This window comes from Streptomyces sp. NPDC014870 (assembly GCF_043081505.1).
Classification (GTDB): domain Bacteria; phylum Actinomycetota; class Actinomycetes; order Streptomycetales; family Streptomycetaceae; genus Streptomyces.
In genome coordinates, this window is the sequence record NZ_JBIBWQ010000004.1 from 531857 (window position 1) to 558225 (window position 26369).

Sequence of the window (26369 nt, forward strand, 5' to 3'; positions counted from 1 at the left end):
ATGAGGGGGGAGAACGCGGTGCGGAGCGAGCTGCGGCTGCGGCCGCCGCGCAACACACTGAACGAACGGGCCGTCGGCTGGTGGCGCACCCAGTGGCTGGTCACCACCGCCGTCCCGGTGGTCCCGCTCGCCGTGCTCGGGGAGCTCATCGAACCGGCCCGGTTCTGGCTGTGGCTGCCCGCCGCCCTCCTCGCGGTCGGCGGCCTCGCCTGCGCCGCGTTCTTCCCCTCCTGGTGGTTCCGGGTCCACCGCTGGGAGGTCACCGAGGACGCCGTCTACGTCCGCACCGGGGCCTTCTGGCAGGAGTGGCGGATCGCCCCCATGTCCAGGATCCAGACCGTCGACACCGTCCGCGGTCCGCTGGAGCAGCTCTACCGGCTCGCCACGGTCACCGTGACCACGGCCTCCGCCAAGGGCGCGCTCCGGATCGAGGGCCTCGACCACGAACTGGCGGCCGACCTCGCCGAGAAGCTCACCCGCATCACCCAGGCCACCCCTGGGGACGCGACATGAGCGGCGCGGAGGAAGGGCGAGGAGAGGACGACTGGCGGCGCCTCGACCGGCGTACGGTCCTGGTCACCGCGGTCGTCCTCGCGGGCGTCGCCGCCGGCGCCGCCCTGCCCACGTACTTCGGCCTGACCAACACGCTGTCCGCCGGGGCGACCATCGCCCTGATCCTCGCCGGGGCGCTCCTCCTCGTCGGTCTCGGCTCGGCCGGCGACTACGTCCGCTGGCGCCGTACCCGCTACCGCATCGGCGCCGAGCGGGCCGAACTCCACACCGGGCTCCTGCTGGTCAAGCGCCGCTCGCTGGCCCGCGAGCGGATCCGCAGCGTCGACCTGACCGCCAACCCGCTGCAGCGGGTCCTCGGTCTGGTCAAGGTCCGCATCGGCACCGGCGAGCACCACGGTGGCGGCGAGTCCACCCTCGAACTCGACCCCGTGGCCCGGGCCGAGGGCGAACGGCTCCGCCGCGAACTGCTCGACCGCGTGGCCCCCGCCGCCGAGGACACCCACCACGACGGCGCCCTCGCCGCACTCGACCCGCGCTGGATCCGCTACGCCCCGGTCTCCTTCGTCTCCGTCCTCCTCGGCGGCGCGGCGGCCGGTGCCGTGATGCAGGTCAGCGAGTGGTTCGGCGCCCAGGAGGAGGTCATCGACTGGATAGGGGACCGCTTCCAGGACACCTCGGTCGTGTCGATGATCCTCGTCCTGATCCTCCTCGCCGTCCTCTGCGGCACCGTCGGCGCCCTGGGGCTCTGGGTCGAGATGTGGTGGAACTACCGCCTGGAGCGCGAGCCCGGCGGCACCCTGCGGGTCCGCCGCGGTCTGTTCACCGCCCGCTCGGTCTCCATCGAGGAGCGGCGCCTGCGCGGGATCGAGCTGGTCGAGCCGCTCGGCGTCCGGATGTGCCGGGCGGCCCGTGTCGACGCCGTCGCCACCGGGCTCACCGAGCGCGACGAGGACGAGCACACCGACAACAAGACCCTGCTGCCCGCGGCGCCCCGTGCCGTCGCCGACCGGGTCGCCGCCCAGGTGCTCCGCCTGGCCGAGTCCCCGACGGACGCGCCGCTCACCGCCCATCCGCGCGCCGCCCGCACCCGACGGCTGCGCTGGGCGCTGTGGAGCGTGTCCGTCCCGGTCGCCGTCCTCGTCGTCCTCGGCCTCCTCCTCACCCCCGTCCTGCTGTACGTCGCCGCCGGCTGCGCCCTGGTGGGCGGCGCCCTCGCCGTGGTGGCCGCCCTCGACGCGTACCGCAGTCTCGGACACGGCGTCAGCGGCCTATTCCTGGTGGCCCGTTCCGGTACGGTCCGCCGGACCACGGTCGCCCTGGAGCGCGGCGGCGTCATCGGCTGGACGGTCAAGCAGTCGTACTTCCAGCGTCGCGCGGGCCTGGTCACCCTGACCGCGACGACGGCGGCGGGCAGCGGCGGGTACGACGTGTACGACGCCGGGCAGAGCGAGGGCCTGGCGTTCGCCGCCGACGCGGTCCCCGAGCTGCTCGCGCCCTTCCTGGAGCCCGTGGCGGAAACGCAGAAGGCCCGGTCCACCGTGCGGTGAACCGGGCCTCCCGATGAGCGTCCGTCAGGCCGAGGCCGGCGGGTACAGATCGCGCGGCAGCTCCGACGCGGCCGCCGCGTCGAGCAGCCAGAGCGTCCGCGAGCGGCCGCGGGCGCCCGCCGCCGGGGCCTGGATCTCGCCCGCCCCGGAGAGCGCGATGGCCGCCGCCTTCGCCTTGTCGTCACCGGCCGCGAGCAGCCAGACCTCACGCGCGGCCCGGATGGCGGGCAGCGTCAGCGAGATCCGGACCGGTGGCGGCTTCGGCGCGCCGTGCACACCCACCACCGTGCGCTCCGTCTCGCGGACCGCCGGCAGCTCGGGGAAGAGCGAGGCCACGTGCGTGTCCGGGCCGACGCCCAGCATCAGCACGTCGAAGGACGGCACCGACGCATGGTCCTCGGGACCGGCGGCAGCGGCCAGTTCGGCCGCGTACGCCTCGGCCGCGGCCTCGACGTCGTTGCCGTACGGCCCGTCCGAGGCCGGCATGGCGTGCACGCGCGCCGGGTCCAGCGGGACGCTGTCGAGCAGCGCCCCTCGGGCCTGGGTGACGTTCCGCTCCGGGTCGCCCTCGGGCAGGAACCGCTCGTCGCCCCACCACAGGTCGAGCCGCGACCAGTCGATCGCGTCCCGAGCGGGGGCCGAACTGAGCGCCGCGAGCAGCCCGTTGCCGTTCCGGCCGCCCGTGAGGACCACGGAGGCCGAGCCGCGGGCCGCCTGCGCGTCCACGATCCGGGTGATCAGCCGGGCCGCCGCGGCCTGCGCCATCAGCTCCTTGTCGCGGTGGACGACGAGCTGCGGAGTGCTCACTTGGCCGCCGCCTTCTTGGCCGGGGCCTTCTTCGCGGGCGCCTTGGCCGGCTCGGGTGCCGGGTCGGCCGCGTCCGTGACCTGCTCCTTGGGAGCCGTCACCTTCGCCTCCTCGTCCAGCCGGTCGAGCCCGAACCGCAGCGCCGAGGCGTAGGTGTCGTCCGGGTCGAGCCGGCGCAGCTCCTCCGCGATCAGCTCGGCGGTGTCGCGGCGCTTGAGCGCCACGGCACGGTCCGGCTGCCCCTGGATGGAGAGCGTCGCGAGCGAGCCGTCCGGCCGGTCGAGGATGATCGGCCCTGAGGAGGACTGCATCCGTACGGAGGTGAGTCCGGGCCCCTGCGAGGTGGACCGGCGCACCGGCACCTTCAGCCGGTCCGCCAGCCACATGGCGAGCAGCTCGACGCTCGGGTTGAACTCCTCGCCCTCGACCTCGGCCGAGGTGACCTCGCACACGACCTGGTCGAGCGCGGCGGCCAGCATCGAGCGCCACGGGGTGATCCGGGTCCAGGCCAGGTCCGTGTCGCCCGGGGTGTAGGTGTCCGCGCGGCCGGTCAGCTCCTGGATGGGCTGCTCGGCGGCGTAGGTGTCGGTCACCCGGCGCTGGGCGAGCGAGCCCAGCGGGTCGTTCGCCGGGTCGGCCGGGGCGTTGACCGCCCACCAGACGACGACGGGCGCGTCCGGAAGCAGGAGCGGCAGGACCACCGACTGGGCGTGGTCCGCGACCTCGCCGTACAGCCGGAGGACAACCGTTTCGCCGGTGCTGGCGTCGGCGCCGAGGCGGACCTCGGCGTCGAGCCGGGCCTTCGCGCGGTCCCGCGGCGAGCGGGAGGCCCGCTTGATGACCACGAGGGTGCGCGAAGGGTGTTCACGGGACGCGTCGTTGGCCGCCTTCAGCGCGTCGTAGGCGTTCTCCTCGTCGGTGACGATGACGAGGGTGAGCACCATCCCGACGGCGGGCGTGCCGATGGCACGCCGTCCGAGCACCAGCGCCTTGTTGATCTTGCTGGACGTGGTGTCCGTGAGGTCGGTCTTCATGGCCGGCGCCAGCTCCGTCCGTCTCGTGCGAGCATTTCGTCCGCCTCGACCGGACCCCAGGTCCCGGACGGGTACTGCGCCGGCTTGCCGTGCGCGTCCCAGTACTGCTCGATCGGGTCGAGGATCTTCCAGGAGAGCTCGACCTCCTCGACGCGCGGGAAGAGGTTCGAGTCGCCGAGGAGCACATCGAGGATGAGCCGCTCGTACGCCTCGGGGCTGGACTCCGTGAAGGACTCGCCGTAGGCGAAGTCCATCGACACGTCCCGGACCTCCATCGAGGTGCCCGGCACCTTGGAGCCGAACCGCATGGTCACGCCCTCGTCCGGCTGGACGCGGATGACCAGGGCGTTCTGGCCCAGCTCCTCCGTCGCCGTCTTGTCGAAGGGGGAGTGCGGAGCCCGCTGGAAGACGACCGCGATCTCGGTGACGCGGCGGCCGAGCCGCTTGCCGGTACGGAGGTAGAAGGGGACGCCCGCCCAGCGGCGGTTGTCGATCTCCACCTTGATGGCCGCGAAGGTGTCGGTCTTCGACTTGGGGTCGATCCCGTCCTCCTGCAGATAGCCGACGGCCTTGGCGCCGCCCTGCCATCCCGGCGCGTACTGGCCGCGCACGGTCGAGGCGCCCAGGTCCTTCGGCAGCTTCACCGCGCCGAGCACCTTGGTCTTCTCGGCCGCGAGCGCGTCCGCGTCGAAGGAGGCGGGCTCCTCCATCGCGGTGAGCGCGAGCAGCTGGAGGAGGTGGTTCTGGATGACGTCACGGGCGGCGCCGATGCCGTCGTAGTAGCCGGCACGGCCGCCGATGCCGATGTCCTCGGCCATGGTGATCTGCACGTGGTCGACGTACGACCGGTTCCAGATCGGCTCGAAGAGGGTGTTGGCGAAGCGGAGCGCCAGGATGTTCTGGACGGTCTCCTTGCCCAGGTAGTGGTCGATCCGGAAGACCGCCTCGGGCGGGAAGACCTCGTGGACGACCTCGTTGAGCTCCTTGGCGGAGACCAGGTCGTGGCCGAAGGGCTTCTCGATGACCGCGCGGCGCCAGGAACCGTCCTTCTGGTCGGCCAGGCCGTGCTTCTTCAGCTGCTGGACGACGAGCGGGAAGAACTTCGGCGGCACGGACAGGTAGAAGGCGAAGTTGCCTCCGGTGCCCTGCGCCTTGTCCAGCTCCTCGATGGTGGACTTCAGCTGGTCGAAGGCGTCGTCGTCGTCGAAGTCGCCCTGGACGAAACGCATCCCCTGGATCAGCTGCTGCCACACCTCCTCGCGGAACGGCGTGCGCGCGTGCTGCTCGACGGCGTCGTGGACCTCCTGCGCGAAGTCCTCGTTCTGCCACTCGCGACGGGCGAAGCCGATCAGCGAGAAGCCCGGCGGCAGCAGGCCGCGGTTCGCGAGGTCGTAGACGGCGGGCATCAGCTTCTTACGGGACAAATCGCCCGTGACGCCGAAGATCACCAGACCCGACGGCCCCGCGATACGCGGGAGCCGTCGGTCTGCGGCGTCACGGAGCGGGTTGGCTCCGTGGACTGCGCTCAAAGTGCTTACGCCTCCGAAGGTGCGAGGCGCTGCAGCTCCGCCTCGGTCGACTTGAGAAGGTCGTTCCAGGACGCCTCGAACTTCTCGACGCCCTCGTCCTCCAGCAGCTGTACCACGTCGTCGTAGCTGATGCCGAGCTTCTCGACGGCGTCCAGCTCCGCGCGGGCCTGCGCGTAGGTGCCGCGCACGGTGTCGCCGGTGACCTCGCCGTGGTCGGCGGTGGCCTCCAGGGTCGCCTCCGGCATGGTGTTCACCGTGCCGGGCGCGACCAGGTCGACGACGTACAGCGTGTCCTTGTACGCCGGGTCCTTGACGCCGGTCGAGGCCCACAGCGGACGCTGCTTGTTGGCCTGCGCCTTGTCCAGGGCGGCCCAGCGCTCGGAGGAGAACACCTCTTCGTACGCCTCGTAGGCCAGACGGGCGTTGGCGAGGGCGGCCTTGCCCTTGAGGGCGAGGGCCTCGTCGGTGCCGAGGGCGGTGAGGCGCTTGTCGATCTCCGAGTCCACACGGGAGACGAAGAAGGAGGCCACGGAGTGGATCTTGGAGAGGTCGAGGCCGCGCTCGCGGGCCTTCTCCAGACCGGCCAGGTAGGCGTCCATGACCGCGCGGTAGCGCTCCAGCGAGAAGATCAGCGTCACGTTGACACTGATGCCGAGGCCGATGACCTCGGTGATCGCCGGCAGACCCGCCTTGGTGGCCGGGATCTTGATGAGCGTGTTGGGGCGGTCCACCAGCCAGGCCAGCTGCTTGGCCTCGGCGATGGTCGCCGCCGTGTTGTGCGCGAGGCGGGGGTCGACCTCGATCGAGACCCGGCCGTCCTGGCCGTCCGTGGAGTCGAACACCGGGCGCAGGATGTCGGCGGCGTCCCTCACGTCAGCCGTCGTGATCATGCGGATGGCCTCGTCCACGGTCACCTTGCGCGCGGCGAGGTCGGCGAGCTGCTGGTCGTAACCGTGGCCCTCCGAGATCGCCTTCTGGAAGATGGACGGGTTGGTGGTGACACCCACCACGTGCTGCTGGTCGATCAGCTCGGCCAGGTTCCCGGACGTGATCCGCTGGCGCGAGAGGTCGTCCAGCCAGATCGCGACGCCTTCGTCGGAGAGGCGCTTGAGAGCGTCTGTCATGAGAGGTTCTCCAAATTCGTTTCTATGGACGTCAGCGCGCCGCGGCGGCCAGGGATTCCCGGGCGGCGGCGGCCACGGCCTCCGGCGTGAAGCCGAACTCGCGGAAGAGGACCTTCGCGTCGGCGGAGGCGCCGAAGTGCTCCAGCGAGACGATCCGGCCGGCGTCGCCGACGTACTTGTGCCAGGTGAGACCGATACCGGCCTCGACGGCCACGCGCGCCTTCACCGACGGCGGCAGGACGGAGTCCTTGTACGCCTGGTCCTGCTCCTCGAACCACTCGACGGACGGCATCGAGACCACGCGGGTCGGGACGCCGGCGGCCTGGAGCTGCTCGCGGGCCTCGACGGCCACGTGCACCTCGGAGCCGGTGCCGATCAGCACGACCTGCGCGTCGCCGCCTTCGGCCTCGAACAGGACGTATCCGCCCTTGGCCGCGGCGTCGTTCCAGTCGTACGTCGGAACGCCCTGGCGGGTCAGCGCGAGGCCGTGCGGGGCGCCCTTGCCGAACACGCGGGTGTGGCGCTTGGTGATCTCGCGCCAGGCGATGGCGGTCTCGTTGGCGTCCGCCGGGCGGACGACGTTCAGACCGGGGATCGCGCGCAGCGAGGCCAGGTGCTCCACCGGCTGGTGCGTCGGGCCGTCCTCGCCCAGACCGATCGAGTCGTGGGTCCAGACGTACGTCACCGGCAGGTGCATCAGCGCGGAGAGCCGCACCGCGTTGCGCATGTAGTCGGAGAACACCAGGAAGGTGCCGCCGTAGATGCGGGTGTTGCCGTGCAGCGCGATGCCGTTCATCTCCGCGGCCATGGAGTGCTCGCGGATGCCGAAGTGGATCGTGCGGCCGTAAGGGTGCGCCTCGGGCAGCGGGTTGCCCTCGGGCAGGAACGACGAGGTCTTGTCGATCGTCGTGTTGTTCGAGCCGGCCAGGTCGGCCGAGCCGCCCCACAGCTCCGGGATGACCGCGCCGAGCGACTGCAGGACCTTGCCGGACGCGGCGCGGGTCGCGATGCCCTTGCCCGCCTCGAAGACGGGGAGCTTCTCCTCCCAGCCCTCCGGCAGCTCGTTGGCCTGGATCCGGTCGAACGTGGCCGCGTGCTCCGGGTTGGCCGTACGCCACTCGGCGAGGGACTTCTCCCACGCGGCGCGGGCCTCACGGCCGCGGTCGCCCAGCGAGCGGGTGTGGGTGATGACCTCGTCGGCGACCTCGAAGGTCTGCTCCGGGTCGAAGCCGAGGATCCGCTTGGTGGCCGCGATCTCCTCGTCGCCGAGCGCCGAGCCGTGCGCGGCCTCGGTGTTCTGCGCGTTCGGGGCGGGCCAGGCGATGATCGAGCGCATCGCGATGAACGACGGACGCTCGGTCTCGGCCTCGGCGGCCCTGATCGCCGCGAACAGCGCGGCCGGGTCCAGGTCGCCGTTGGCCTGCGGCTCGACGCGCTGGACGTGCCAGCCGTACGCCTCGTACCGCTTCATCGTGTCCTCGGACACGGCCGTCTCGGTGTCGCCCTCGATCGAGATGTGGTTGTCGTCCCACAGCAGGATCAGGTTGCCGAGCTTCTGGTGACCGGCCAGCGAGGACGCCTCGGCGGAGATGCCCTCCTGGAGGCAGCCGTCACCGGCGATCGCGTAGATCCGGTGGTCGAACGGGGAGGTGCCGGGGGCCGCCTCCGGGTCGAACAGGCCGCGCTCGAAGCGGGCGGCCATCGCCATGCCCACGGCGTTGGCGACACCCTGGCCCAGCGGGCCCGTCGTCGTCTCGACGCCCGCGGTGTGCCCGTACTCCGGGTGGCCCGGGGTCTTCGAGCCCCAGGTGCGGAACGCCTTCAGGTCGTCCAGCTCGAGACCGAAGCCACCCAGGTACAGCTGGGTGTAGAGGGTCAGGGACGAGTGGCCGGCGGAGAGCACGAAACGGTCGCGCCCCACCCACTCCGGGTCCGCCGGGTCGTGCCGCATCACCTTCTGGAAGAGGGTGTACGCGGCGGGCGCCAGGCTCATGGCCGTACCGGGATGGCCGTTGCCGACCTTCTGTACGGCGTCCGCTGCCAGGATGCGGGCGGTGTCCACGGCCCGCTGATCCAGCTCGGTCCAGTCGAGCTCTGAGGTGGTCGGCTGAGTGCTCACCCTGAGTCAGGGCTCCTCTCCACATGTACGGGAAACCGGTGACTGAGGGTGTACCGGCGCTGCCGAGCCTACCCCCGTCAGAACGCCATCATTTCGGGTCTGGGGCCCTCAGATGAGCAGACACGTCAAGACTGCGGGCGACTCCGTCACTTCGCCTCCCGGGCGCCGGGCGCAGCGCTGTCCACCCCTTGGGACGAGCCCCCTCAACACGACCCCACCCCCGCGAAGATCGGCGTATGGGCAACGTCTAGAGTGGCGTGGTACGCGCAAGTCTTCACCCCGTCTTCATCCGGGGAGCTTGCTGGGAATTCTCTGTCAGGGGTGTGCGTGACGGCCGTCGAGTCCCGACCCGCAGGGGTCGTCTTGACTCCCAGCCCGGGGGGCCATCGGCCGTTCGGGGCCCGCGTCAAGGCATACGTGGCGCTGACCAAGCCGCGGATCATCGAGCTGCTGCTCATCACGACCGTTCCGGTGATGTTCCTCGCCGAGCAGGGCGTGCCGAACCTGTGGCTGGTCCTGGCCACCTGTTTCGGCGGCTATCTGTCGGCGGGCGGCGCCAACGCGCTGAACATGTACATCGACCGCGACATCGACGCGTTGATGGACCGCACCTCGCAGCGCCCGCTGGTCACCGGCGTCCTGACCCCGCGGGAGGGCCTCGTCTTCGGCCTGACCCTCGCGGTGGTCTCCACGCTCTGGTTCGGCCTCCTGGTCAACTGGCTCTCGGCCGCGCTCTCGCTCGGCGCGCTGCTGTTCTACGTCGTGATCTACACGATGATCCTGAAGCGGCGCACCTCCCAGAACATCGTCTGGGGCGGCATCGCCGGCTGCCTGCCGGTGCTCATCGGCTGGTCGGCCGTGACCAACTCGATGTCGTGGGCCGCGATCATCCTCTTCCTCGTCATCTTCTTCTGGACGCCGCCGCACTACTGGCCGCTGTCGATGAAGGTGAAGGACGACTACGCGCGCGCCGGCGTCCCGATGCTCCCGGTGCTCGCCTCCAACAAGGTCGTGGCCAAGCAGATCGTCGCCTACAGCTGGGTGATGGTCGCGGTCTCGCTGCTGCTCACCCCGCTCGGCTACACCGGCTGGTTCTACACGGCGGTGGCGCTGCTCACCGGCGGCTGGTGGCTCTGGGAGGCGCACGCGCTGCTGAACCGCGCGAAGAACGGCGCGACCGGCGCGAAGCTCAAGGAGATGCGCCTCTTCCACTGGTCGATCACCTATGTCTCGCTGCTCTTCGTGGCGGTCGCGGTCGACCCCTTCCTGAGGTAGGACCGCAGGACCCCCAGCTACGGCCGGTGCACGTGGGCAAGACCACGTGCACCGGCCGTCGCCAATTGATCTACCCGTCGGTAGCATCCTTGTCATGGCAGACACGAAGCAGGCGGAGCGCAGGGCGGCCAGGCTCGCCAAGCAGATCGGGACGTTCTCCAAGGAGCACGGCGGCGCCGAGGGGCAGCTCGCCCACATCGGCCAGGCCGGCACCCGGATCGTCCTCGTCGGCGAGGACGGCGGCTGGGGCGACCTGGTGGCCCCCACGTACGCGATCGCCGAGCAGGCGGCCGAGAAGGCCGGCCTCACCCTCCACGACGAGTTCGACGGCGAGTTCGCCGCGAAGGTCGTCACCGGCCCGTACGAGTGGTCCCGGATGGCCGGGATCCAGCTCGGTGGCCCGTCGAACGCGTAACCCGCCTCCCCCGCGTATCCGTTCGACGCGGAAGGCGACAACCTCGGGTGGGGCTCACCCGTTAGGACGTGTGGAAGAACGTCCACGCAGGGAGCCCCCCGAATGATCGAGACCCCGAGCCTGGTGGACCAGTACTGCCACGGGGTGCTCCGTACGGAGCTCGGCCTCGGCACCTTCGAGACCCACCTCGGCAGGACCGGCGGCCCTGCCGCGCCCGGCACCACCTTCTTCGACACCCAGACCGGATTCGCGGTCCGTCGCTGGTGCCCGCCGCTGCTGGGCCTTGAGCCGCACTGCCCACCGGCCCGCTACCTCGCCCGCCGCCGCGAGCTGGGCGTCCTGGAGTCCGGGCGCAGACTGCTGCGCGCCTCCGGGATCTCCACGTACCTGGTCGACACGGGCCTGCCCGGCGATCTGACCGATCCCGCCGAACTCGCCTCCGCGGGGGCCGCCGACGCGCACGAGATCGTCCGCCTCGAACTCCTCGCCGAGCAGGTCGCCGACACCTCGGGATCCGTCGAGTCGCTCCTCGCCAACCTCGCCGAGGCCGTCCACGGCGCCGCCACGACGGCCGTCGCCTTCACCTCGGTGGCCGGCGCGAGCCGGGGGCTCGCCCGGGCCGCCGAGCCGCCGGGGCCCGGCGAGGTACGGGGGGCGGCCGGGCGCTGGCTGGCCGGCCGCGCGGCCGGTGGCCGGATCACCGACCCGGTGCTGCTGCGCCATCTGCTCTGGGTCGCCGTCGGCGCGGGCCGGCCGCTCCAGCTGCACGTGGGGAACGAGGACCCGGCCGGGCTCGCGGAGTTCGCCGCCGCCACCGGCGGCCTGGGCGCGGACCTCGTGCTGCTGCACGGATACCCGTACCACCGTCAGGCGGCCGAGCTGACCGCCCTCTTCCCGCACGTCTACGCGGACCTGGGCTCCGTCCTCGCCAGGACCGGGGCCCGGGCGGCGGCCGTCCTCGCCGAGCTACTGGAGCAGGCGCCCTTCGGCAAGCTGCTCTTCTCCAGCGGCGCCCAGGCACTGCCCGAGCTGCACGTCGTCGCGGCGAACGTCTTCCGGGGCGCGCTCGGCCGGGTCCTCGGCGAATGGGTCGCCGACGGCTCCTGGTCCTTCACCGACGCCCAGCGGGTGGCCACGATGATCGCCTCTGGCAACGCACGCAGGATCTACGGCCTGCGCTGACAGGCTCTACGCCTTGGTGAGGACCGCGTCCGACGGGGCCGGGATCTCCGGGGCGGAGAGCGGGCGCTCGCGCAGGCTCAGGGCCAGGCGCAGGACCGCGATCCACATCAGCGCGGAGCCGAGCATATGGGCGCCGACGAGGATCTCGGGGACACCGGTGAAGTACTGGACGTACCCGATCCCGCCCTGGGCGAGCAGCACGATCAGCAGGTCACGGGCGCGCGCCCGGGTGTCGTCCGGGGCGTCGACCACCCGCAGCACCAGCCACATCGCGAGCGCGAGCGCGCACACGACCCAGGCGGCGATGGCGTGCAGATGGGCGGCGGCGGTCCAGTCCCACGGCATGCGCGGGACGTCGCTGCTGTCACCCGCGTGCTTGCCCGAGCCGGTGACGCCGGTGCCGAGGACGATCAGCAGGACCGAGGCCGCGACGATCGCCCAGGAGAGCTTGCGGACCGGTCCCGGCACCCGGCGCCTGGGGGGCGTGTCGCCCTCGCCGGCGCGGTGCCAGGTGATCACGGCGACCGTCAGGAGCGCGTTCGCGGCGAGGAAGTGACCGGCGACGGTCCACGGGTTGAGGCCCATCCACACCGTGATGCCGCCGATGACCGCGTTGCTGGCGACGATCCAGAACTGCGCCCAGCCGAGCCGGGTCAGCCCGCGCCGCCACGGCTTGGTGGAGCGCGCCGCGATGATCGCCCAGCCGACGGCGGCCGACAGGACGTACGTCAGCATCCGGTTGCCGAACTCGATCATGCCGCGGTAGCCCTGCTCGGGCGTGACGATCAGGCTGTCGTCCGTGCACTTGGGCCAGGTGTCGCAGCCGAGACCGGAACCGGTCAGCCGGACCGCGCCTCCCGTGACGATGATGAGGACGCTCATCACGACGGCGGAGAGCGCGGCGCGCCGGAGCGTCGCGGGGGACGGCGTCCAGCGCTTGGCGATGTAGGCGAGGGGGGTCAGCACGGGCCCTATCGTAGGGCGGGGCTTGTGCATGCGTTCACGAGGGGTGCGTTACGGGTGAAGTCACCCCGGAACGTCACCCTGCCGCTACTCCCAGCGGAAGAACTTTGCCGCCGCTCCGAGGCCGAGGACCGCCCAGACGGCCAGGACCAGCGCCTGGCCCCAGGGGAGCGCGGCGCCGCCCTGGAGCACGTCCCGCAGCCCGTCCGAGAGCGCCGAGATCGGCAGCAGCTCCAGGACGGAGCGGGCGGCGGCGGGGAACCGGTCGAGCGGCACGATCACCCCGCCGCCCACCAGGAGCAGCAGGAAGACCAGGTTCGCGGCGGCCAGCGTCGCCTCGGCGCGCAACGTGCCGGCCATCAGCAGGCCGAGGCCGGAGAAGGCGGCCGTACCGAGGACGAGCAGGACCACGACCGAGAAGGGGTCGCCCTCGGGCGACCAGCCGAGCCCGAGCGCGATCGAAGTGAGCAGCGCCACCTGGAGGATCTCCGTGACCAGGACGGAGAGCGTCTTGGCGGTCATCAGCGCCCAACGGGGGAGCGGCGAGGCGCCGAGCCGCTTGAGGACGCCGTAGCGGCGCTCGAAGCCGGTCGCGATGGCCTGGCCGGTGAAGGCGGTGGACATCACGGCGAGCGCGAGGACGCCGGGGGCGAGGAAGTCGACGGCCTTCTCGGAGCCGGTGTCGACGATGTCGACGGTCGAGAAGAGCACCAGCAGCAGGGACGGGATGATCACCGTGAGCAGCAGCTGCTCGCCGTTGCGCAGCAGCATCCTGGTCTCCAGGGCCGTCTGCGCCACGATCATGCGCCCGACGGGCGCGGCTCCGGGCTTCGGGGAGTACGTTCCCGTGCTCATGAGCGCAGCTCCTTGCCGGTCAGTTCGAGGCTGTGCTGTCCCGGGGGACAACCCCCGGACCCCCGGCAGGTCTTGGTGTCGACGCGCATCACGAGCGCAGCTCCTTGCCGGTCAGTTCGAGAAAGACGTCTTCGAGGGTGTGGCGCTCGACCGAGATGCCGTCCGGCATCACGCCGTGCTGCGCGCACCAGGTGGTCACGGTGGCGAGCAGCTGCGGGCCGACCTCGCCGGTGATGCGGTACGTCCCCGGGAGCGGCTCGGCGGCCTGGGTGCCGTCGGGCAGCGCCTTGAGCAGCGAGCCGAGGTCGAGCCCGGGGCGGCCGGTGAAGCGGAGGGTGTTCTCGGCGCCGCCGCGGCAGAGCGCCTCGGGGCTGCCCTGGGCGGCGACCCGGCCGGCGTCGACGATGGCGACGTCGTCCGCCAGCTCCTCGGCCTCCTGCATGAAGTGCGTGGTGAGGACGACGGTGGCGCCGTCGGTCCGCAGCTCGCGGACGAGGTCCCAGGTGGCGTGCCGGGCCTGCGGGTCGAGGCCGGCGGTCGGCTCGTCCAGGAAGACCAGCTCGGGGCGGCCGACGACGGCCATCGCGAGCGCCAGGCGCTGCTGCTGGCCGCCGGAGAGCCTGCGGTAGGTGGTCCGGCCGCAGGAGCCGAGGCCGAGGCGCTCGATCAGGGCGTCCACGTCCAGCGGGTGGGCGTGCAGCTTCGCCATGTGGCGGAGCATCTCGTCGGCCCGGGCGCCGGAGTACACGCCGCCGGACTGGAGCATCACGCCGATCCGCGGGCGCAGCCGGGCCGCGTCGGCGACCGGGTCGAGGCCGAGGACGCGGACGCTGCCGGAGTCGGCCTTCCGATAGCCCTCGCAGGTCTCGATCGTCGTGGTCTTGCCGGCCCCGTTCGGGCCGAGCACGGCGGTCACGGTGCCCGTCCTGACGTCGAGGTCGAGGCCGTCGACGGCGGTCTTGGCTCCGTACCGCTTCACCAGGCCACGGACCTGGACGGCGGCGCGGTCGACGGACTCGTTCTTCATGCCCGGAAGTCTAGAGAGCCGTCCGGGTGCTCCGGTCGGCGGGGACACCGGCCGCTTCCGGGCCCGAGGAATGGCCGAAAGTGGCGGGCCAAAGCTTTCCCACGAGCCCCGTCCGTCCTTCACGATCGGGTGATCGTGCGCACATGTGGCGCATTTTCCGTGAACGCACCTTCCGTGAAGGAGAGTCCGTGCACCTGGTTCGACCACACCGACGTGACCGCCGGAGAGCCCTTTCCGTGCTCACCGCCGCCGCACTCGCCCTGGCCGCCGCGCCCGCGCGGGCCGAGGACCCCGCCGCCTTCGACCTCACCGGGGTGGTGACCGGCGCCACCGGCGTCGAGGCGGGCGCCGTCGTCACCGCCACGCCCTCCGGGGCCACCGTGACGACCGGCGCCGACGGCCGCTACACCCTGCGGCTCCCGGCGGCCGGCGAGTACCGGCTTGCCGTCACCCCGGACCACCACTGCGCCTCCCCGGCGGACGTCCAGGTCGAGGTGACCGCGGCCGGCGGCGCCGAGGACGTCGCCCTCGCGTCCCGTACCGACACCTTCGGCACCGCCTGCTCGGTCGCCACCGGCGGCGCGTTCCCGAGCGGGACCACCAAGCTCCGCTTCGCCGACCGCGCGTCCGGCACGGCGGACATCGCGCTGCCGTTCCCCGTGCCGTTCTACGGCCGGGCGTACCGCTCCCTCACCGCCTCCGTCGACGGCACGCTCTCCTTCGCCGCGCCCGGGGCGCAGACGCCCGACGGCACGTTCCACGCCTTCGGGGACGACCTCGCGGTCGACGGCCGGTCGGGCGTGTACTGGGCCGCCACCGGCACCGCCCCGCACCGGACGGTCGTCGTCGAATGGCGGAACGTGCGGATCGCCGGGCCCCCGGCCCGGGAGCGGATCAGCTTCTCCGCCGTGATCGGCGAGGACGGCACCGCCTCCCTGCACTACCGGGACCTCTCCGGGGCCGGCCGGGAGACCGGCTCGTCCGCGACGATCGGCGCCGAGAGCCACACCGGGGCGGGCGCGCTGATCTACTCCCGGGAGGAGGCCGCGCTGCGCGACGGCACGGTGATCTCCTTCCGCCAGACCAGGACCGCCGTGATCCTCGGCCGGGTGACGGACGCCAACGACCTGCTCCCGATCGCCGGCGCCCACGTCGGGGCGTACAGCGGAGGCGTGGGGCCGTCCCGCCGCGCCGACGCCGACGGCGCCTATCTGTTCCAGGTGCCCGCGAACTGGCAGGACTACGACGTCGTCCTCGGCGCCGCGCACTACTGGGGCGACCGGATCACGGTCACCGCCGTGCCCGGCAGCGTCCGCCTGGTCGACGGCGAGCTCGGCACCGGCCGGGTCACCGCCGACCAGCGGTCCCTGACCGTGCGGGCCCCGGCGGACACCCGGACCACCCGGACGCTCGTCCTGACCAACGAGGGCAGCATCCCCACCACGTACACGGTGGCCGAGAAGGACGGGCAGCCCTGGCTCACCGCCTCCCCGGCCGACGGCGCTCTGGAGGGCGCCGGGCAGGCGCCGTACGACCGAGTGGCCGTGACGCTCACCGTCGACACGACGGGCGTGGCCCCCGGCACCGTCCTGAAAGGGACAGTGCGGGTCGTCTCGGACAGCGGGCGCGAGCCCGTGATCGAGCTCCCGGTGAAGGTGATCGTCCGAGGTCATCAGGGCTCCGCGGAGGCCGGTCAAGGGCTCTGAGGCCCCTCTCGACGGCGGCGGCCGCACCCTTCGCCGGGTGCGGCCGCCGGCCGTCCCGGAGATCATTTCCGCAGGTCAGGTAAGCCTTACCTGAGTGATGCACGGCACCGTGGGCCCACCCGGACGCCGCTTGTCACTCTCCGAGGAATTACGCAACAATGGCGTTGTGAAAAACGTCGGCGAGGCTCCCGTGGAGGAACTCGCGACCGGTGAGCGCTCCACGCGCAACCGCGTCGCGCGCTCCATCCTCGACCACGGCCCGTCGACGGTCGCCGACCTGGCGACGCGGCTCGGCCTCACCCAGGCCGCCGTCCGCCGGCATCTCGACTCGCTCGTCGCCGACAATGTCGTCGAAGCCCGCGAGAAGCGCGTGTACGGGGCCCGTACGCGCGGCCGCCCCGCCAAGGTCTTCGCGCTCACCGACTGCGGCCGGGACGCCTTCGACCAGTCGTACGACTCGCTCGCCGTGGACGCCCTGCGCTGGATCGAGAAGAACGCGGGAGGGGAAGCCGCCGTCGCGGCCTTCGCCCGCGACCGGCTCGAGCACCAGGCCGAGGCCTACCGCGAGGCCGTCGAGTCGGCGGAGCCGGCGCAGCGCACGGAGGCGCTCGCGAGGGCGCTGAGCAAGGACGGGTACGCTGCCACTGCGCGGAACGCGCCGGTCGGCGAGCAGCTCTGCCAGCACCACTGCCCGGTCGCCCATGTCGCCGAGCAGTACCCCCAGCTGTGCGAGGCGGAGACGGAGATCTTCTCCCGCCTCCTGGGAACGCACGTCCAGCGTCTCGCCACCATCGCGCATGGTGACGGCGTCTGCACGACGTTCATCCCGCACAGCGCCCCACAGACCACCGAATCAGAAGCATCCGCAAGTACGGCCGGGAGGAACCCCGCATGACCACCGAGATCAGCCACCCCGAGCTCGAGGGCCTGGGTCGGTACGAGTACGGCTGGGCCGACTCCGACGCCGCCGGTGCCACCGCGAAGCGCGGTCTGAACGAGGACGTCGTCCGCGACATCTCCTCGAAGAAGAACGAGCCCGAGTGGATGCTGAAGCTGCGGCTCAAGGGTCTGCGCCTCTTCGACAAGAAGCCCATGCCGAGCTGGGGCTCCGACCTGTCGGGCATCGACTTCGACAACATCAAGTACTTCGTGCGGTCCACCGAGAAGCAGGCCGAGTCCTGGGAGGACCTGCCGGAGGACATCAAGAACACGTACGACAAGCTCGGCATCCCGGAGGCGGAGAAGCAGCGCCTCGTCGCCGGTGTCGCGGCCCAGTACGAGTCCGAGGTCGTCTACCACCAGATCCGTGAGGACCTGGAGGAGCAGGGCGTCATCTTCGTCGACACCGACACCGCGCTGAAGGAGCACGAGGAGCTCTTCCGCGAGTACTTCGGCACGGTCATCCCGGTCGGCGACAACAAGTTCGCCTCGCTGAACACGGCCGTGTGGTCCGGCGGATCGTTCATCTACGTGCCGAAGGGCGTGCACGTCGAGATCCCGCTGCAGGCCTACTTCCGTATCAACACGGAGAACATGGGCCAGTTCGAGCGGACGCTGATCATCGTCGACGAGGACGCCTACGTCCACTACGTCGAGGGCTGCACCGCCCCGATCTACTCCTCCGACTCGCTGCACTCCGCGGTCGTCGAGATCATCGTGAAGAAGGGCGGCCGCTGCCGCTACACGACGATCCAGAACTGGTCGAACAACGTCTACAACCTGGTCACCAAGCGTGCCGTGGCCTACGAGGGCGCGACCATGGAGTGGGTCGACGGCAACATCGGCTCCAAGGTCACCATGAAGTACCCGGCCGTCTACCTGATGGGCGAGCACGCCAAGGGCGAGACCCTGTCCATCGCCTTCGCGGGCGAGGGCCAGCACCAGGACGCCGGCGCCAAGATGGTCCACATGGCCCCGAACACCTCCTCCAACATCGTCTCCAAGTCGGTGGCGCGAGGCGGCGGCCGCACCTCCTACCGCGGTCTCATCGAGATCGGCGAGGGTGCCCCGGGCGCCAAGTCGAACGTGCTCTGCGACGCGCTGCTCGTGGACACGATCTCCCGCTCGGACACCTACCCGTACGTCGACGTCCGTGAGGACGACGTCTCCATGGGCCACGAGGCCACGGTCTCCAAGGTCTCCGAGGACCAGCTCTTCTACCTGATGAGCCGCGGCATGACCGAGTTCGAGGCCATGGCGATGATCGTGCGCGGCTTCGTCGAGCCGATCGCCAAGGAGCTCCCGATGGAGTACGCCCTTGAGCTCAACCGGCTGATCGAGCTGCAGATGGAAGGCTCGGTGGGCTGACACCCGCCACCGTCCGTCCGTACCGACTTGCGTAGTAACGAGGAAGAGAGCAACACGACAGCCATGGCTGAGGCTCAGAACATCCCGGCGGGCTCCACCACCGCCGGCTCGATCGCGGTGGCCGCCGAGTCGACCGTCGCCACGCGCATGAGCGCGCCCCCGTCCTTCGACGTCGCGGACTTCCCCGTCCCGCACGGTCGCGAGGAGGAGTGGCGGTTCACCCCGCTGGAGCGGCTGCGCGGCCTGCACGACGGCACCGCCGTCGCGACCGGCGAGGGCGTCAAGGTCGAGATCGAGGCCCCCGAGGGCGTCACGGTGGAGACCGTCGGCCGTGACGACGAGCGGCTCGGCAGGGCCGGCACGCCCGTCGACCGCGTCGCCGCCCAGGCGTACTCCTCCTTCGAGAAGGCCTCGGTCGTCACCGTCGCCAAGGAGGCCGTCCTCACCGAGCCGATCCGCATCGCCGTGCACGGCGAGGGCGGGGTCGCCTTCGGCCACCAGGTCATCGAGCTCGGCGCCTTCGCCGAGGTCGTCGTGGTCATCGACCACACCGGTGACGCGGTGCTCGCCGCCAACGTCGACTACGTGCTCGGCGACGGCGCCAAGCTGACCGTCGTCTCCGTCCAGGACTGGGACGAGAAGGCCGTCCACGTCGCCCAGCACAACGCGCTGGTCGGCCGGGACGCCTCCTTCAAGTCGGTCGTGGTCACCTTCGGCGGCGACGTCGTCCGCATCCACCCGCGGGTCCAGTACGCGGCCACCGGCGGCGAGGCCGAGCTCTTCGGCCTGTACTTCACCGACGCGGGCCAGCACCAGGAGCACCGCCTCCTGGTCGACCACAACACCCCGCACTGCAAGTCGAACGTGGCCTACAAGGGCGCGCTGCAGGGCCAGGACGCGCACGCCGTCTGGATCGGCGACGTCCTCATCCAGGCCGCCGCCGAGGGCACCGACACCTACGAGCTCAACCGGAACCTGGTCCTCACGGACGGCGCCCGGGTCGACTCGGTGCCGAACCTGGAGATCGAGACCGGCGAGATCGCCGGCGCCGGTCACGCCTCGGCCACCGGCCGCTTCGACGACGAGCAGCTCTTCTACCTGATGTCCCGCGGCATCGGGGAGGCCGAGGCCCGCCGTCTCGTCGTCCGCGGCTTCTTCGCCGAGCTGGTCCAGCAGATCGGTCTGCCGGACGTCGAGGAGCGCCTCATCGCCAAGATCGAGGCCGAGCTGGAGGCGTCCGTCTGATGGCCTTCGTACGCGCCTGTGCGCTGAGCGAGCTGGAGGAGGACACCCCGAAGCGGGTGGAACTCGACGGCACGCCGGTGTCCCTCGTCCACACGGACGGCGAGGTGTTCGCGATCCACGACATCTGCTCGCACGCGAACGTCTCGCTCTCCGAGGGCGAGGTGGAGGACTGCCAGATCGAGTGCTGGCTGCACGGCTCCGCGTTCGACCTCCGCACCGGCAAGCCGTCCGGCCTTCCCGCGACGCGCCCCGTCCCCGTATACCCCGTAAAGATCGAAGGGGACGATGTGCTCGTCTCCGTCACCCAGGAGTCCTGAGTCACCCATGGCAACGCTTGAAATCCGCGACCTGCACGTCTCCGTCGAGGCCGAGAACGGCCCCCGGGAGATCCTCAAGGGCGTCGACCTGACCGTGAAGCAGGGCGAGACCCACGCCATCATGGGCCCCAACGGCTCCGGCAAGTCGACCCTGGCGTACTCCCTCGCGGGCCACCCGAAGTACACGATCACCGGTGGCACCGTGACCCTGGACGGCGAGGACGTCCTGGAGATGTCGGTCGACGAGCGCGCCCGCGCCGGCGTCTTCCTGGCCATGCAGTACCCGGTCGAGGTCCCCGGTGTCTCGGTCTCCAACTTCCTGCGCACCTCCGCCACCGCCGTCCGCGGCGAGGCGCCCAAGCTGCGTACCTGGGTGAAGGAGGTCAAGGAGGCCATGGAGAAGCTCCAGATGGACCCGGCCTTCGCCGAGCGTAACGTCAACGAGGGCTTCTCCGGCGGTGAGAAGAAGCGCCACGAGATCCTCCAGCTCGAGCTGCTCAAGCCGAAGATCGCGATCCTCGACGAGACCGACTCCGGCCTCGACGTCGACGCCCTGCGCATCGTCTCCGAGGGCGTCAACCGCGTCCGCGAGACCGGCGAGGTCGGCACGCTGCTGATCACGCACTACACGCGGATCCTCCGCTACATCAAGCCCGACTTCGTGCACGTCTTCGCGAACGGCCGCATCGCCGAGTCCGGCGGCGCCGAGCTCGCCGACCAGCTGGAGAACGAGGGCTACGACAAGTACGTGAAGGGTGGCGCATCCGCGTGACATCTGCCCATCAGGGGCTCTCCGGCCTCCTCGACACCGAGGCGATCCGCAAGGACTTCCCGCTCCTGGATCGCGTGGTCCACGACGGCAAGAAGATCGTGTACCTGGACTCCGCGGCGACCTCGCAGAAGCCGCGCCAGGTGCTCGACGCGCTCAACACGTACTACGAGCGCCACAACGCCAATGTCCACCGCGGCGTCTACACGGTCGCCGAGGAGGCGACGGCGCTGTACGAGGGCGCCCGTGACAAGGTCGCGGCGTTCATCAACGCGCCGAGCCGCGACGAGGTGATCTTCACCAAGAACGCCTCGGAGTCGCTCAACCTCGTGGCCAACATGCTGGGCTGGGCCGACGAGCCCTACCGCGTGGACCACGAGACCGAGATCGCCATCACGGAGATGGAGCACCACTCCAACATCGTGCCGTGGCAGCTGCTCTCGCAGCGCACCGGCGCGAAGCTGAAGTGGTTCGGCCTGACCGACGACGGCCGTCTCGACCTCTCCAACATCGAAGAGGTCATCACCGAGAAGACCAAGATCGTCTCGTTCACGCTGGTCTCGAACCTGCTGGGCACGGTCAACCCGGTCGAGACGATCGTCCGGCGTGCGCAGGAGGTCGGCGCGCTGGTCTGCATCGACGCCTCGCAGGCGGCGCCGCACATGGTGCTCGACGTGCAGGCGCTGCAGGCCGACTTCGTGGCCTTCACCGGTCACAAGATGTGCGGCCCGACCGGCATCGGCGTGCTGTGGGGACGGCAGGAGCTCCTGGAGGACCTGCCTCCGTTCCTCGGCGGCGGCGAGATGATCGAGACCGTCTCGATGCACTCCTCCACCTACGCGCCGGCCCCGCACAAGTTCGAGGCGGGTACGCCCCCGATCGCCCAGGCCGTCGGCCTCGGCGCGGCCGTGGACTACCTGTCGGCGATCGGCATGGAGAACATCGCGCGCCACGAGCACGCGATCACCGAGTACGCCGTCCGCCGCCTCCAGGAGGTGCCGGACCTGCGGATCATCGGCCCGACCACGGCCGAGGACCGCGGCGCGGCGATCTCCTTCACGCTCGGCGACATCCACCCGCACGACGTGGGCCAGGTCCTCGACGAGCAGGGCATCGCGGTCCGGGTCGGCCACCACTGTGCGCGGCCGGTCTGCCTGCGGTACGGAATTCCCGCGACCACGCGAGCGTCGTTCTATCTGTACTCCACCCCCGGCGAGGTCGACGCGCTGGTCGAGGGTCTGGAGCACGTACGGAACTTCTTCGGCTAGGGGAACCTCGTGAAGCTGGATTCGATGTACCAGGACGTCATCCTGGACCACTACAAGCACCCGCACGGGCGCGGTCTTCGGGACGGCGACGCCGAGGTGCACCACGTCAACCCGACGTGCGGCGACGAGATCACGCTCCGTGTGAAGTACGACGGCTCGCGGATCGAGGACGTGTCGTACGAGGGTCAGGGCTGCTCGATCAGCCAGGCCTCGGCCTCGGTGCTGAACGAGCTGCTCGTCGGCAAGGAGCTGGCCGAGGCGCAGAAGATCCAGGGCACGTTCCTGGAGCTGATGCAGTCCAAGGGCCAGATCGAGCCCGATGACGCGATGGAGGAGATCCTGGAGGACGCGGTCGCGTTCGCCGGTGTCTCGAAGTACCCGGCCCGGGTGAAGTGCGCGCTGCTCAGCTGGATGGCGTGGAAGGACGCGACGGCCCAGGCGCTGGGCGACGCGGAAGGGAAGTCGGCATGACCGAGAACGTCGAGGCCACCATGAAGCCGGCCTCCGAGGAAGAGATCCGCGAGGCGCTGTACGACGTCGTCGACCCCGAGCTGGGCATCGACGTCGTCAACCTCGGCCTGATCTACGGCATCCACATCGACGACTCCAACGTCGTCACGCTGGACATGACCCTGACGTCGGCGGCCTGTCCGCTGACCGATGTGATCGAGGACCAGGCGAAGGCCGCCACCGACGGCATCGCCAGCGAGCTGAAGATCAACTGGGTCTGGATGCCGCCGTGGGGACCGGACAAGATCACGGACGACGGGCGCGAGCAGCTGCGCGCGCTCGGCTTCAACGTCTGATCGCGGACTCCCTCTCGCGCACGGCCATGATCACCAGGCAGACTGGTGATCATGGCCGTTCGCATGTACCACGTCACCGTCGACTCGCACGACATCTCGGGTCAGGCCCGGTTCTGGGCCGAGGTCCTGGACTGGAAGGTCCTCTACGAGGACGAGCACGAGGTCGTCATCGGCGCCGACGAGTTCACCCTGCCCGGGATGTGCTTCCTGCGGGTGCCCGAGTCCAAGACCGTCAAGAACCGGCTCCACCTCGACCTGACGCCCGACGACCGGGACGCCGAGGTCGAGCGGATCCTCGCCCTCGGTGCCCGGCGCGTGGATGTCGGGGCCGGTCCGGAGGCGACCTGGGCCGTCCTCGCCGACCCCGAGGGGAACGAGTTCTGCGTGCTCAGGCCGAAGCGGTCCCTGACGGACTGAGGCGCCGGCTCAGCCGGTGAAGGGGTACGGCGTCCCGGCCGCCTGGGCGAGGGCCGGGGCCAGGTTCTCTTTGCGGATCCGCTGGTCGACGTAGACCAGGCTGGTCACCAGGGGCGGGAAGAACGAGCAGAAGGCCTGGGCCGCCATCGCGCACAGGGCGAGGACCACCATCACCGGCGCGAAGGCGAGCAGTACCTCGCCCGGGGTGTCGAAGTCGGTGGTGTCCGTCAACGAGACGGGGACCGAGAGCAGCAGGCTGAGCACCTGCTGGATCATCCAGTTCGCCACCGAGGACATGATCCCCGCCACGAGCAGCGCGCCGAAGATCCGCCACCACGAGCCGCGCACCAGCTCGTTGGAGCGCCGCAGCGAGGCCACCGCGCCCTGGTTCTCGAAGACGGCCGCCGAGGGCGCCAGGCTGACCTTCACCCAGATCCAGGTGGCCAGCGGCATGGTGGCCAGGGCCAGCAGGAAGAACACCGTGGCCACGACGGGCGAGAACACCCCCGCGTCGGACGAGGAGCCCGACGCCACGATCGCCGCCACGAAGCCGACCACGGCCAGCACGAAGAGCACCATGGGAACCACGACGACCAGCGCGGACAGCAGGACCGTGCCGATCACGGCCGGAACCCGTGACCAGGAGCGGCGCCAGATCGCGCCGAAGGTCGTCCGCCGGCCGAGCACCGCCTCCTGGAGGACGGCAGGGGACGCCGCGTACACCACGGCGCTCGCGAGCAGCATTCCGACCATGGCCACCAGCCACACGGCGCCGAACGCGATCAGCAGCGGGCGGCCGTCGTCCCAGCTCGGCTCCTGGCCGCCGGGCAGGTCGAAGACCCGGGGGACGTGGTCGGAGACCACCGCGTAGGCGATGGAGACGGCTGCGCCGAGCAGCAGCAGGGCCCCGCCGTAGGCGGCCGCGGCCACGCCGAGGAGCTGCTTCCAGTGGCGGCCGATGGTGGCGAAGGCGCCGGTCAGGATCTGGCTCAGACCCAGTGGCGCCAGGGGTATCACGCCGGGCTTCGGCGGAGGGGGCGGCGGCGGGTAGCCGTAGCCGTAACCACCGTAGGACCCCGTGGGAATTGTCATGCCCCATACGATATCGACCGCCGTTGTGTACGGCCGTACACATCGTTGTGTACGCTGGTACACATGGGATACGGACTGCTGGCAGGCGCCATCACGGCCGAGATCGTCGCGACGGTCTCCATGAAGTACAGCGAGGGCTTCTCCAGGCTCTGGCCGTCGGTCGTCACAGGTCTTGGCTATGTGATCGCCTTCGCCCTGCTCGCGCAGGCGCTGAAGACCCTCCAGGTGGGGACGGCCTACGCGATATGGTCCGGCGTCGGCACCGCCGCCGTCGCCATGATCGGAATCCTCTTCATGAACGAGACCCTCAACACCGCCAAGATCGCCGGGGTGGTCCTCATCGTCGCGGGCGTCCTCGTGCTCAACCTGGGGGGAGCCCACTGATGGCCGCGGCGCGGGCCAGGCGCCACGACCCCGAGCGGCGGCAGCGGATCGTCGACGCGGCGCTGCGCGTGGTCGGCGCCCGGGGCATCGCCGGGCTGAGCCACCGTACGGTCGCCGCCGAGGCGGACGTGCCGCTCGGCTCCACCACGTACCACTTCGCCTCGCTCGACGAACTCCTCGTCGCCGCGCTGCGCCAGGCCAACGAGGGCTTCGGCCGCCAACTGCGCGAGCGCGCCGCGCTCCCCGCCATGGAGGCCGACCTCGCCGGCACCCTCGCCCGGCTGATGGGGGAGTGGGTCGGCGGCGAGCGGACCGGGGTGGAGCTGGAGTACGAGCTCTACCTCGCCGCCCTGCGCAGGCCCGCCCTGCGCCCGGTGGCGGCGGAGTGGACCGAGGCCGTCACCCAGGCACTCTCCCGCCACACCGACCCCGTCACCGCCCGCGCCCTCGTCGCCCTGATGGACGGCATCTGTCTGCAGGTGCTGCTGACGGGCGCGGAGTACGACGAGGCGTACGCCCGCGCCATGCTGGCCCGGCTCCTGGCGGACCGCCCGGGCGCCCCGGGGGATCCCACGAGCGGGGCGGCCCGGGTGTCGTCGGAAACGCCGGAGGCGTCGACCGACACCTGAGACCGGTTGGCCCGGGCGCCGCTCGGACCGTTAGGTTTTCCGCATGACCACTGCTCCTCGCACCACCGGCGCCGTCGCCGCCGGCCTCGCCACCATCGCCGGTGACGGCACCGTTCTCGACACCTGGTTCCCCGCCCCCGAGCTGACCGACGCCCCCGGGCCCGCCGGAACCGAGCGGCTCACGCCCGACGCCGCCGTCAACGCCCTCGGTGAGGGCGCGGCCAAGGCCCTCGGCGTGGACGCCCGCCGCGGCGTCGAGGTGGTCGCCGTCCGCACCGTCATCTCCTCGCTCGACGACAAGCCGCTCGACGCCCACGACGCGTACCTGCGCCTGCACCTGCTCAGCCACCGCCTGGTCCGGCCGCACGGCCAGAACCTGGACGGCGTCTTCGGCCTGCTCGCCAACGTCGCCTGGACCTCGCTCGGCCCGGTCGCCGTCGACGACGTCGAGAAGGTCCGCCTCAACGCCCGCGCCGAGGGCCTGCACCTCGCCGTGACGAGCATCGACAAGTTCCCGCGGATGACCGACTACGTCGCCCCCGCGGGCGTCCGGATCGCCGACGCCGACCGGGTCCGCCTCGGCGCGCACCTCGCCGCCGGCACCACCGTCATGCACGAGGGCTTCGTCAACTTCAACGCGGGCACGCTCGGCACCTCCATGGTCGAGGGCCGGATCTCGGCCGGCGTCGTCGTCGGCGACGGCTCCGACATCGGCGGCGGCGCCTCCACCATGGGCACCCTCTCCGGCGGCGGCAACGTCGTCATCTCCATCGGCGAGCGCTGCCTCATCGGCGCCGAGGCGGGCGTGGGCATCGCCCTGGGCGACGAGTGTGTCGTCGAGGCCGGTCTGTACGTCACCGCCGGTACGCGCGTCACGATGCCCGACGGCCAGGTCGTCAAGGCCCGGGAGCTCTCGGGTGGCGACAACATCCTCTTCCGCCGCAACTCGGTGACCGGCGCCGTCGAGGCCCGCCCGAACAACGCGGTGTGGGGCGGACTCAACGAGATCCTGCACAGCCACAACTGACGGCGGTCGGAA

The 26369-nt window shown here is 71.1% G+C and carries 27 protein-coding genes; 18 read left to right on the forward strand and 9 right to left on the reverse strand.

The features are described 5' to 3' along the window. Entirely contained in the window at positions 1 to 513 is a 513-nt protein-coding gene (locus ACF09C_RS14900; RefSeq protein WP_392091869.1) for a PH domain-containing protein, read from the forward strand. After that, on the forward strand, positions 510 to 2060 hold the full coding sequence (locus tag ACF09C_RS14905; protein ID WP_392091870.1) for a PH domain-containing protein: 1551 nt from the start codon (positions 510 to 512) through the stop codon (positions 2058 to 2060). The genes ACF09C_RS14900 and ACF09C_RS14905 overlap by 4 nt, the downstream gene beginning before the upstream one ends. A 24-nt stretch (positions 2061 to 2084) precedes the next feature. On the opposite strand, the gene pgl is transcribed toward ACF09C_RS14905, so the two are convergent. The 5 genes from pgl to tkt are packed head-to-tail and all read right to left on the reverse strand — an operon-like array spanning position 2085 to position 8673. Next, the gene (pgl, locus tag ACF09C_RS14910; protein ID WP_392091871.1) at positions 2085 to 2867 is read right to left on the reverse strand and encodes a 6-phosphogluconolactonase; all 783 of its coding nucleotides are present in this window, start codon (positions 2865 to 2867) and stop codon (positions 2085 to 2087) included. Next, positions 2864 to 3901: a glucose-6-phosphate dehydrogenase assembly protein OpcA gene (gene opcA / locus ACF09C_RS14915; protein WP_392091872.1), complete on the reverse strand. Its 1038-nt coding sequence runs from the start codon at positions 3899 to 3901 to the stop codon at positions 2864 to 2866. The genes pgl and opcA overlap by 4 nt, the downstream gene beginning before the upstream one ends. Further along, the gene (zwf, locus tag ACF09C_RS14920; RefSeq protein WP_392091873.1) at positions 3898 to 5430 is read right to left on the reverse strand and encodes a glucose-6-phosphate dehydrogenase; all 1533 of its coding nucleotides are present in this window, start codon (positions 5428 to 5430) and stop codon (positions 3898 to 3900) included. The genes opcA and zwf overlap by 4 nt, the downstream gene beginning before the upstream one ends. A gap of 5 nt (positions 5431 to 5435) precedes the next feature. Continuing rightward, positions 5436 to 6554 carry a transaldolase gene (gene tal, locus ACF09C_RS14925; RefSeq protein WP_392091874.1) on the reverse strand — a complete coding sequence of 373 codons (1119 nt, stop codon included), beginning with the start codon at positions 6552 to 6554 and terminating at the stop codon, positions 5436 to 5438. Positions 6555 to 6585: 31 nt separating this feature from the next. Next, the gene (gene tkt, locus ACF09C_RS14930) at positions 6586 to 8673 is read right to left on the reverse strand and encodes a transketolase (protein WP_392091875.1); all 2088 of its coding nucleotides are present in this window, start codon (positions 8671 to 8673) and stop codon (positions 6586 to 6588) included. Between the two features lie 327 nt (positions 8674 to 9000). Between tkt and ACF09C_RS14935 the strand changes: the two genes are divergently transcribed. From ACF09C_RS14935 to ACF09C_RS14945, 3 genes are all read left to right on the forward strand, one after another. Beyond that, positions 9001 to 9948: a heme o synthase gene (locus ACF09C_RS14935; protein ID WP_392091876.1), complete on the forward strand. Its 948-nt coding sequence runs from the start codon at positions 9001 to 9003 to the stop codon at positions 9946 to 9948. A 94-nt stretch (positions 9949 to 10042) separates the two neighbouring features. Beyond that, positions 10043 to 10363, forward strand: a complete 321-nt coding sequence (locus ACF09C_RS14940; RefSeq protein WP_392091877.1) for a hypothetical protein — start codon at positions 10043 to 10045, stop codon at positions 10361 to 10363. Between the two features lie 102 nt (positions 10364 to 10465). Beyond that, positions 10466 to 11545, forward strand: coding sequence for an amidohydrolase family protein (locus ACF09C_RS14945; RefSeq protein WP_392091878.1), 1080 nt, complete (start codon positions 10466 to 10468; stop codon positions 11543 to 11545). Between the two features lie 6 nt (positions 11546 to 11551). Here ACF09C_RS14945 and ACF09C_RS14950 read toward each other — a convergent pair whose 3' ends face one another. The 3 genes from ACF09C_RS14950 to ACF09C_RS14960 all read right to left on the reverse strand — a co-directional run bounded on the left by ACF09C_RS14950 (position 11552) and on the right by ACF09C_RS14960 (position 14390). Then, complete coding sequence (locus tag ACF09C_RS14950; RefSeq protein ID WP_392091879.1) at positions 11552 to 12541, reverse strand: heme A synthase; 990 nt, start codon at positions 12539 to 12541, stop codon at positions 11552 to 11554. 54 nt (positions 12542 to 12595) lie between these two features. Further along, positions 12596 to 13363 (reverse strand): ABC transporter permease, encoded by a 768-nt coding sequence (locus ACF09C_RS14955; RefSeq protein WP_392091880.1) that lies wholly within the window; start codon positions 13361 to 13363, stop codon positions 12596 to 12598. 88 nt (positions 13364 to 13451) lie between these two features. Continuing rightward, positions 13452 to 14390 (reverse strand): ABC transporter ATP-binding protein, encoded by a 939-nt coding sequence (locus ACF09C_RS14960; protein WP_392091881.1) that lies wholly within the window; start codon positions 14388 to 14390, stop codon positions 13452 to 13454. A 236-nt stretch (positions 14391 to 14626) separates the two neighbouring features. Here ACF09C_RS14960 and ACF09C_RS14965 point away from each other — a divergent pair, with 236 nt between their 5' ends. The 10 genes from ACF09C_RS14965 to ACF09C_RS15010 all read left to right on the forward strand — a co-directional run bounded on the left by ACF09C_RS14965 (position 14627) and on the right by ACF09C_RS15010 (position 23225). Next, entirely contained in the window at positions 14627 to 16096 is a 1470-nt protein-coding gene (locus ACF09C_RS14965) for a carboxypeptidase-like regulatory domain-containing protein (RefSeq protein ID WP_392091882.1), read from the forward strand. A gap of 166 nt (positions 16097 to 16262) precedes the next feature. Further along, positions 16263 to 16991, forward strand: a complete 729-nt coding sequence (locus ACF09C_RS14970; RefSeq protein WP_392091883.1) for a helix-turn-helix transcriptional regulator — start codon at positions 16263 to 16265, stop codon at positions 16989 to 16991. Next, complete coding sequence (sufB, locus tag ACF09C_RS14975; RefSeq protein WP_362420079.1) at positions 16988 to 18403, forward strand: Fe-S cluster assembly protein SufB; 1416 nt, start codon at positions 16988 to 16990, stop codon at positions 18401 to 18403. Before ACF09C_RS14970 ends, sufB begins: the two co-directional genes overlap by 4 nt. 63 nt (positions 18404 to 18466) lie before the next feature. Then, positions 18467 to 19648 carry a Fe-S cluster assembly protein SufD gene (sufD, locus tag ACF09C_RS14980; protein ID WP_392091884.1) on the forward strand — a complete coding sequence of 394 codons (1182 nt, stop codon included), beginning with the start codon at positions 18467 to 18469 and terminating at the stop codon, positions 19646 to 19648. Continuing rightward, a complete protein-coding gene (locus ACF09C_RS14985) occupies positions 19648 to 19965 on the forward strand; it encodes a bifunctional 3-phenylpropionate/cinnamic acid dioxygenase ferredoxin subunit (RefSeq protein ID WP_362014099.1) in 318 nt (105 codons plus the stop codon). Before sufD ends, ACF09C_RS14985 begins: the two co-directional genes overlap by 1 nt. Before the next feature lie 7 nt (positions 19966 to 19972). Next, complete coding sequence (gene sufC, locus ACF09C_RS14990) at positions 19973 to 20737, forward strand: Fe-S cluster assembly ATPase SufC (protein WP_384521045.1); 765 nt, start codon at positions 19973 to 19975, stop codon at positions 20735 to 20737. Further along, on the forward strand, positions 20734 to 22002 hold the full coding sequence (locus ACF09C_RS14995; RefSeq protein ID WP_392091885.1) for a cysteine desulfurase: 1269 nt from the start codon (positions 20734 to 20736) through the stop codon (positions 22000 to 22002). Before sufC ends, ACF09C_RS14995 begins: the two co-directional genes overlap by 4 nt. A gap of 9 nt (positions 22003 to 22011) precedes the next feature. Next, positions 22012 to 22473 (forward strand): Fe-S cluster assembly sulfur transfer protein SufU, encoded by a 462-nt coding sequence (gene sufU, locus ACF09C_RS15000; protein ID WP_362014103.1) that lies wholly within the window; start codon positions 22012 to 22014, stop codon positions 22471 to 22473. Beyond that, on the forward strand, positions 22470 to 22808 hold the full coding sequence (locus ACF09C_RS15005) for a metal-sulfur cluster assembly factor (RefSeq protein ID WP_362014105.1): 339 nt from the start codon (positions 22470 to 22472) through the stop codon (positions 22806 to 22808). Before sufU ends, ACF09C_RS15005 begins: the two co-directional genes overlap by 4 nt. A 51-nt stretch (positions 22809 to 22859) precedes the next feature. After that, positions 22860 to 23225, forward strand: coding sequence for a VOC family protein (locus tag ACF09C_RS15010; protein WP_392091886.1), 366 nt, complete (start codon positions 22860 to 22862; stop codon positions 23223 to 23225). A gap of 9 nt (positions 23226 to 23234) precedes the next feature. On the opposite strand, the gene ACF09C_RS15015 is transcribed toward ACF09C_RS15010, so the two are convergent. After that, positions 23235 to 24317, reverse strand: a complete 1083-nt coding sequence (locus ACF09C_RS15015) for an oxidoreductase (protein ID WP_392091887.1) — start codon at positions 24315 to 24317, stop codon at positions 23235 to 23237. Positions 24318 to 24380: 63 nt separating this feature from the next. Between ACF09C_RS15015 and ACF09C_RS15020 the strand changes: the two genes are divergently transcribed. From ACF09C_RS15020 to dapD, 3 genes are read left to right on the forward strand one after another with little or no spacing between them, the layout of a single operon-like run. Continuing rightward, a complete protein-coding gene (locus ACF09C_RS15020) occupies positions 24381 to 24701 on the forward strand; it encodes a DMT family transporter (protein WP_392091888.1) in 321 nt (106 codons plus the stop codon). Then, the gene (locus tag ACF09C_RS15025; protein WP_392091889.1) at positions 24701 to 25330 is read left to right on the forward strand and encodes a TetR/AcrR family transcriptional regulator; all 630 of its coding nucleotides are present in this window, start codon (positions 24701 to 24703) and stop codon (positions 25328 to 25330) included. The genes ACF09C_RS15020 and ACF09C_RS15025 overlap by 1 nt, the downstream gene beginning before the upstream one ends. 43 nt (positions 25331 to 25373) lie before the next feature. Then, on the forward strand, positions 25374 to 26357 hold the full coding sequence (dapD, locus tag ACF09C_RS15030) for a 2,3,4,5-tetrahydropyridine-2,6-dicarboxylate N-succinyltransferase (protein WP_392091890.1): 984 nt from the start codon (positions 25374 to 25376) through the stop codon (positions 26355 to 26357). Positions 26358 to 26369: the final 12 nt, after the last annotated feature.

Excerpts from the sequence above, each read along its gene's own strand:
- ACF09C_RS14900 (WP_392091869.1), top strand. The coding sequence starts at position 1 with ATGAGGGGGGAGAACGCGGTGCGGAGCGAGCTGCGGCTGCGGCCGCCG.
- ACF09C_RS14905 (WP_392091870.1), top strand. The coding sequence starts at position 510 with ATGAGCGGCGCGGAGGAAGGGCGAGGAGAGGACGACTGGCGGCGCCTC.
- opcA (WP_392091872.1), bottom strand. The coding sequence starts at position 3,901 with ATGAAGACCGACCTCACGGACACCACGTCCAGCAAGATCAACAAGGCG.
- tal (WP_392091874.1), bottom strand. The coding sequence starts at position 6,554 with ATGACAGACGCTCTCAAGCGCCTCTCCGACGAAGGCGTCGCGATCTGG.
- ACF09C_RS14940 (WP_392091877.1), top strand. The coding sequence starts at position 10,043 with ATGGCAGACACGAAGCAGGCGGAGCGCAGGGCGGCCAGGCTCGCCAAG.
- ACF09C_RS14945 (WP_392091878.1), top strand. The coding sequence starts at position 10,466 with ATGATCGAGACCCCGAGCCTGGTGGACCAGTACTGCCACGGGGTGCTC.
- ACF09C_RS14950 (WP_392091879.1), bottom strand. The coding sequence starts at position 12,541 with ATGCACAAGCCCCGCCCTACGATAGGGCCCGTGCTGACCCCCCTCGCC.
- ACF09C_RS14955 (WP_392091880.1), bottom strand. The coding sequence starts at position 13,363 with ATGAGCACGGGAACGTACTCCCCGAAGCCCGGAGCCGCGCCCGTCGGG.
- ACF09C_RS14960 (WP_392091881.1), bottom strand. The coding sequence starts at position 14,390 with ATGAAGAACGAGTCCGTCGACCGCGCCGCCGTCCAGGTCCGTGGCCTG.
- sufB (WP_362420079.1), top strand. The coding sequence starts at position 16,988 with ATGACCACCGAGATCAGCCACCCCGAGCTCGAGGGCCTGGGTCGGTAC.
- sufD (WP_392091884.1), top strand. The coding sequence starts at position 18,467 with ATGGCTGAGGCTCAGAACATCCCGGCGGGCTCCACCACCGCCGGCTCG.
- ACF09C_RS14985 (WP_362014099.1), top strand. The coding sequence starts at position 19,648 with ATGGCCTTCGTACGCGCCTGTGCGCTGAGCGAGCTGGAGGAGGACACC.
- sufC (WP_384521045.1), top strand. The coding sequence starts at position 19,973 with ATGGCAACGCTTGAAATCCGCGACCTGCACGTCTCCGTCGAGGCCGAG.
- ACF09C_RS15005 (WP_362014105.1), top strand. The coding sequence starts at position 22,470 with ATGACCGAGAACGTCGAGGCCACCATGAAGCCGGCCTCCGAGGAAGAG.
- ACF09C_RS15010 (WP_392091886.1), top strand. The coding sequence starts at position 22,860 with ATGGCCGTTCGCATGTACCACGTCACCGTCGACTCGCACGACATCTCG.
- ACF09C_RS15015 (WP_392091887.1), bottom strand. The coding sequence starts at position 24,317 with ATGACAATTCCCACGGGGTCCTACGGTGGTTACGGCTACGGCTACCCG.
- ACF09C_RS15020 (WP_392091888.1), top strand. The coding sequence starts at position 24,381 with ATGGGATACGGACTGCTGGCAGGCGCCATCACGGCCGAGATCGTCGCG.
- ACF09C_RS15025 (WP_392091889.1), top strand. The coding sequence starts at position 24,701 with ATGGCCGCGGCGCGGGCCAGGCGCCACGACCCCGAGCGGCGGCAGCGG.
- dapD (WP_392091890.1), top strand. The coding sequence starts at position 25,374 with ATGACCACTGCTCCTCGCACCACCGGCGCCGTCGCCGCCGGCCTCGCC.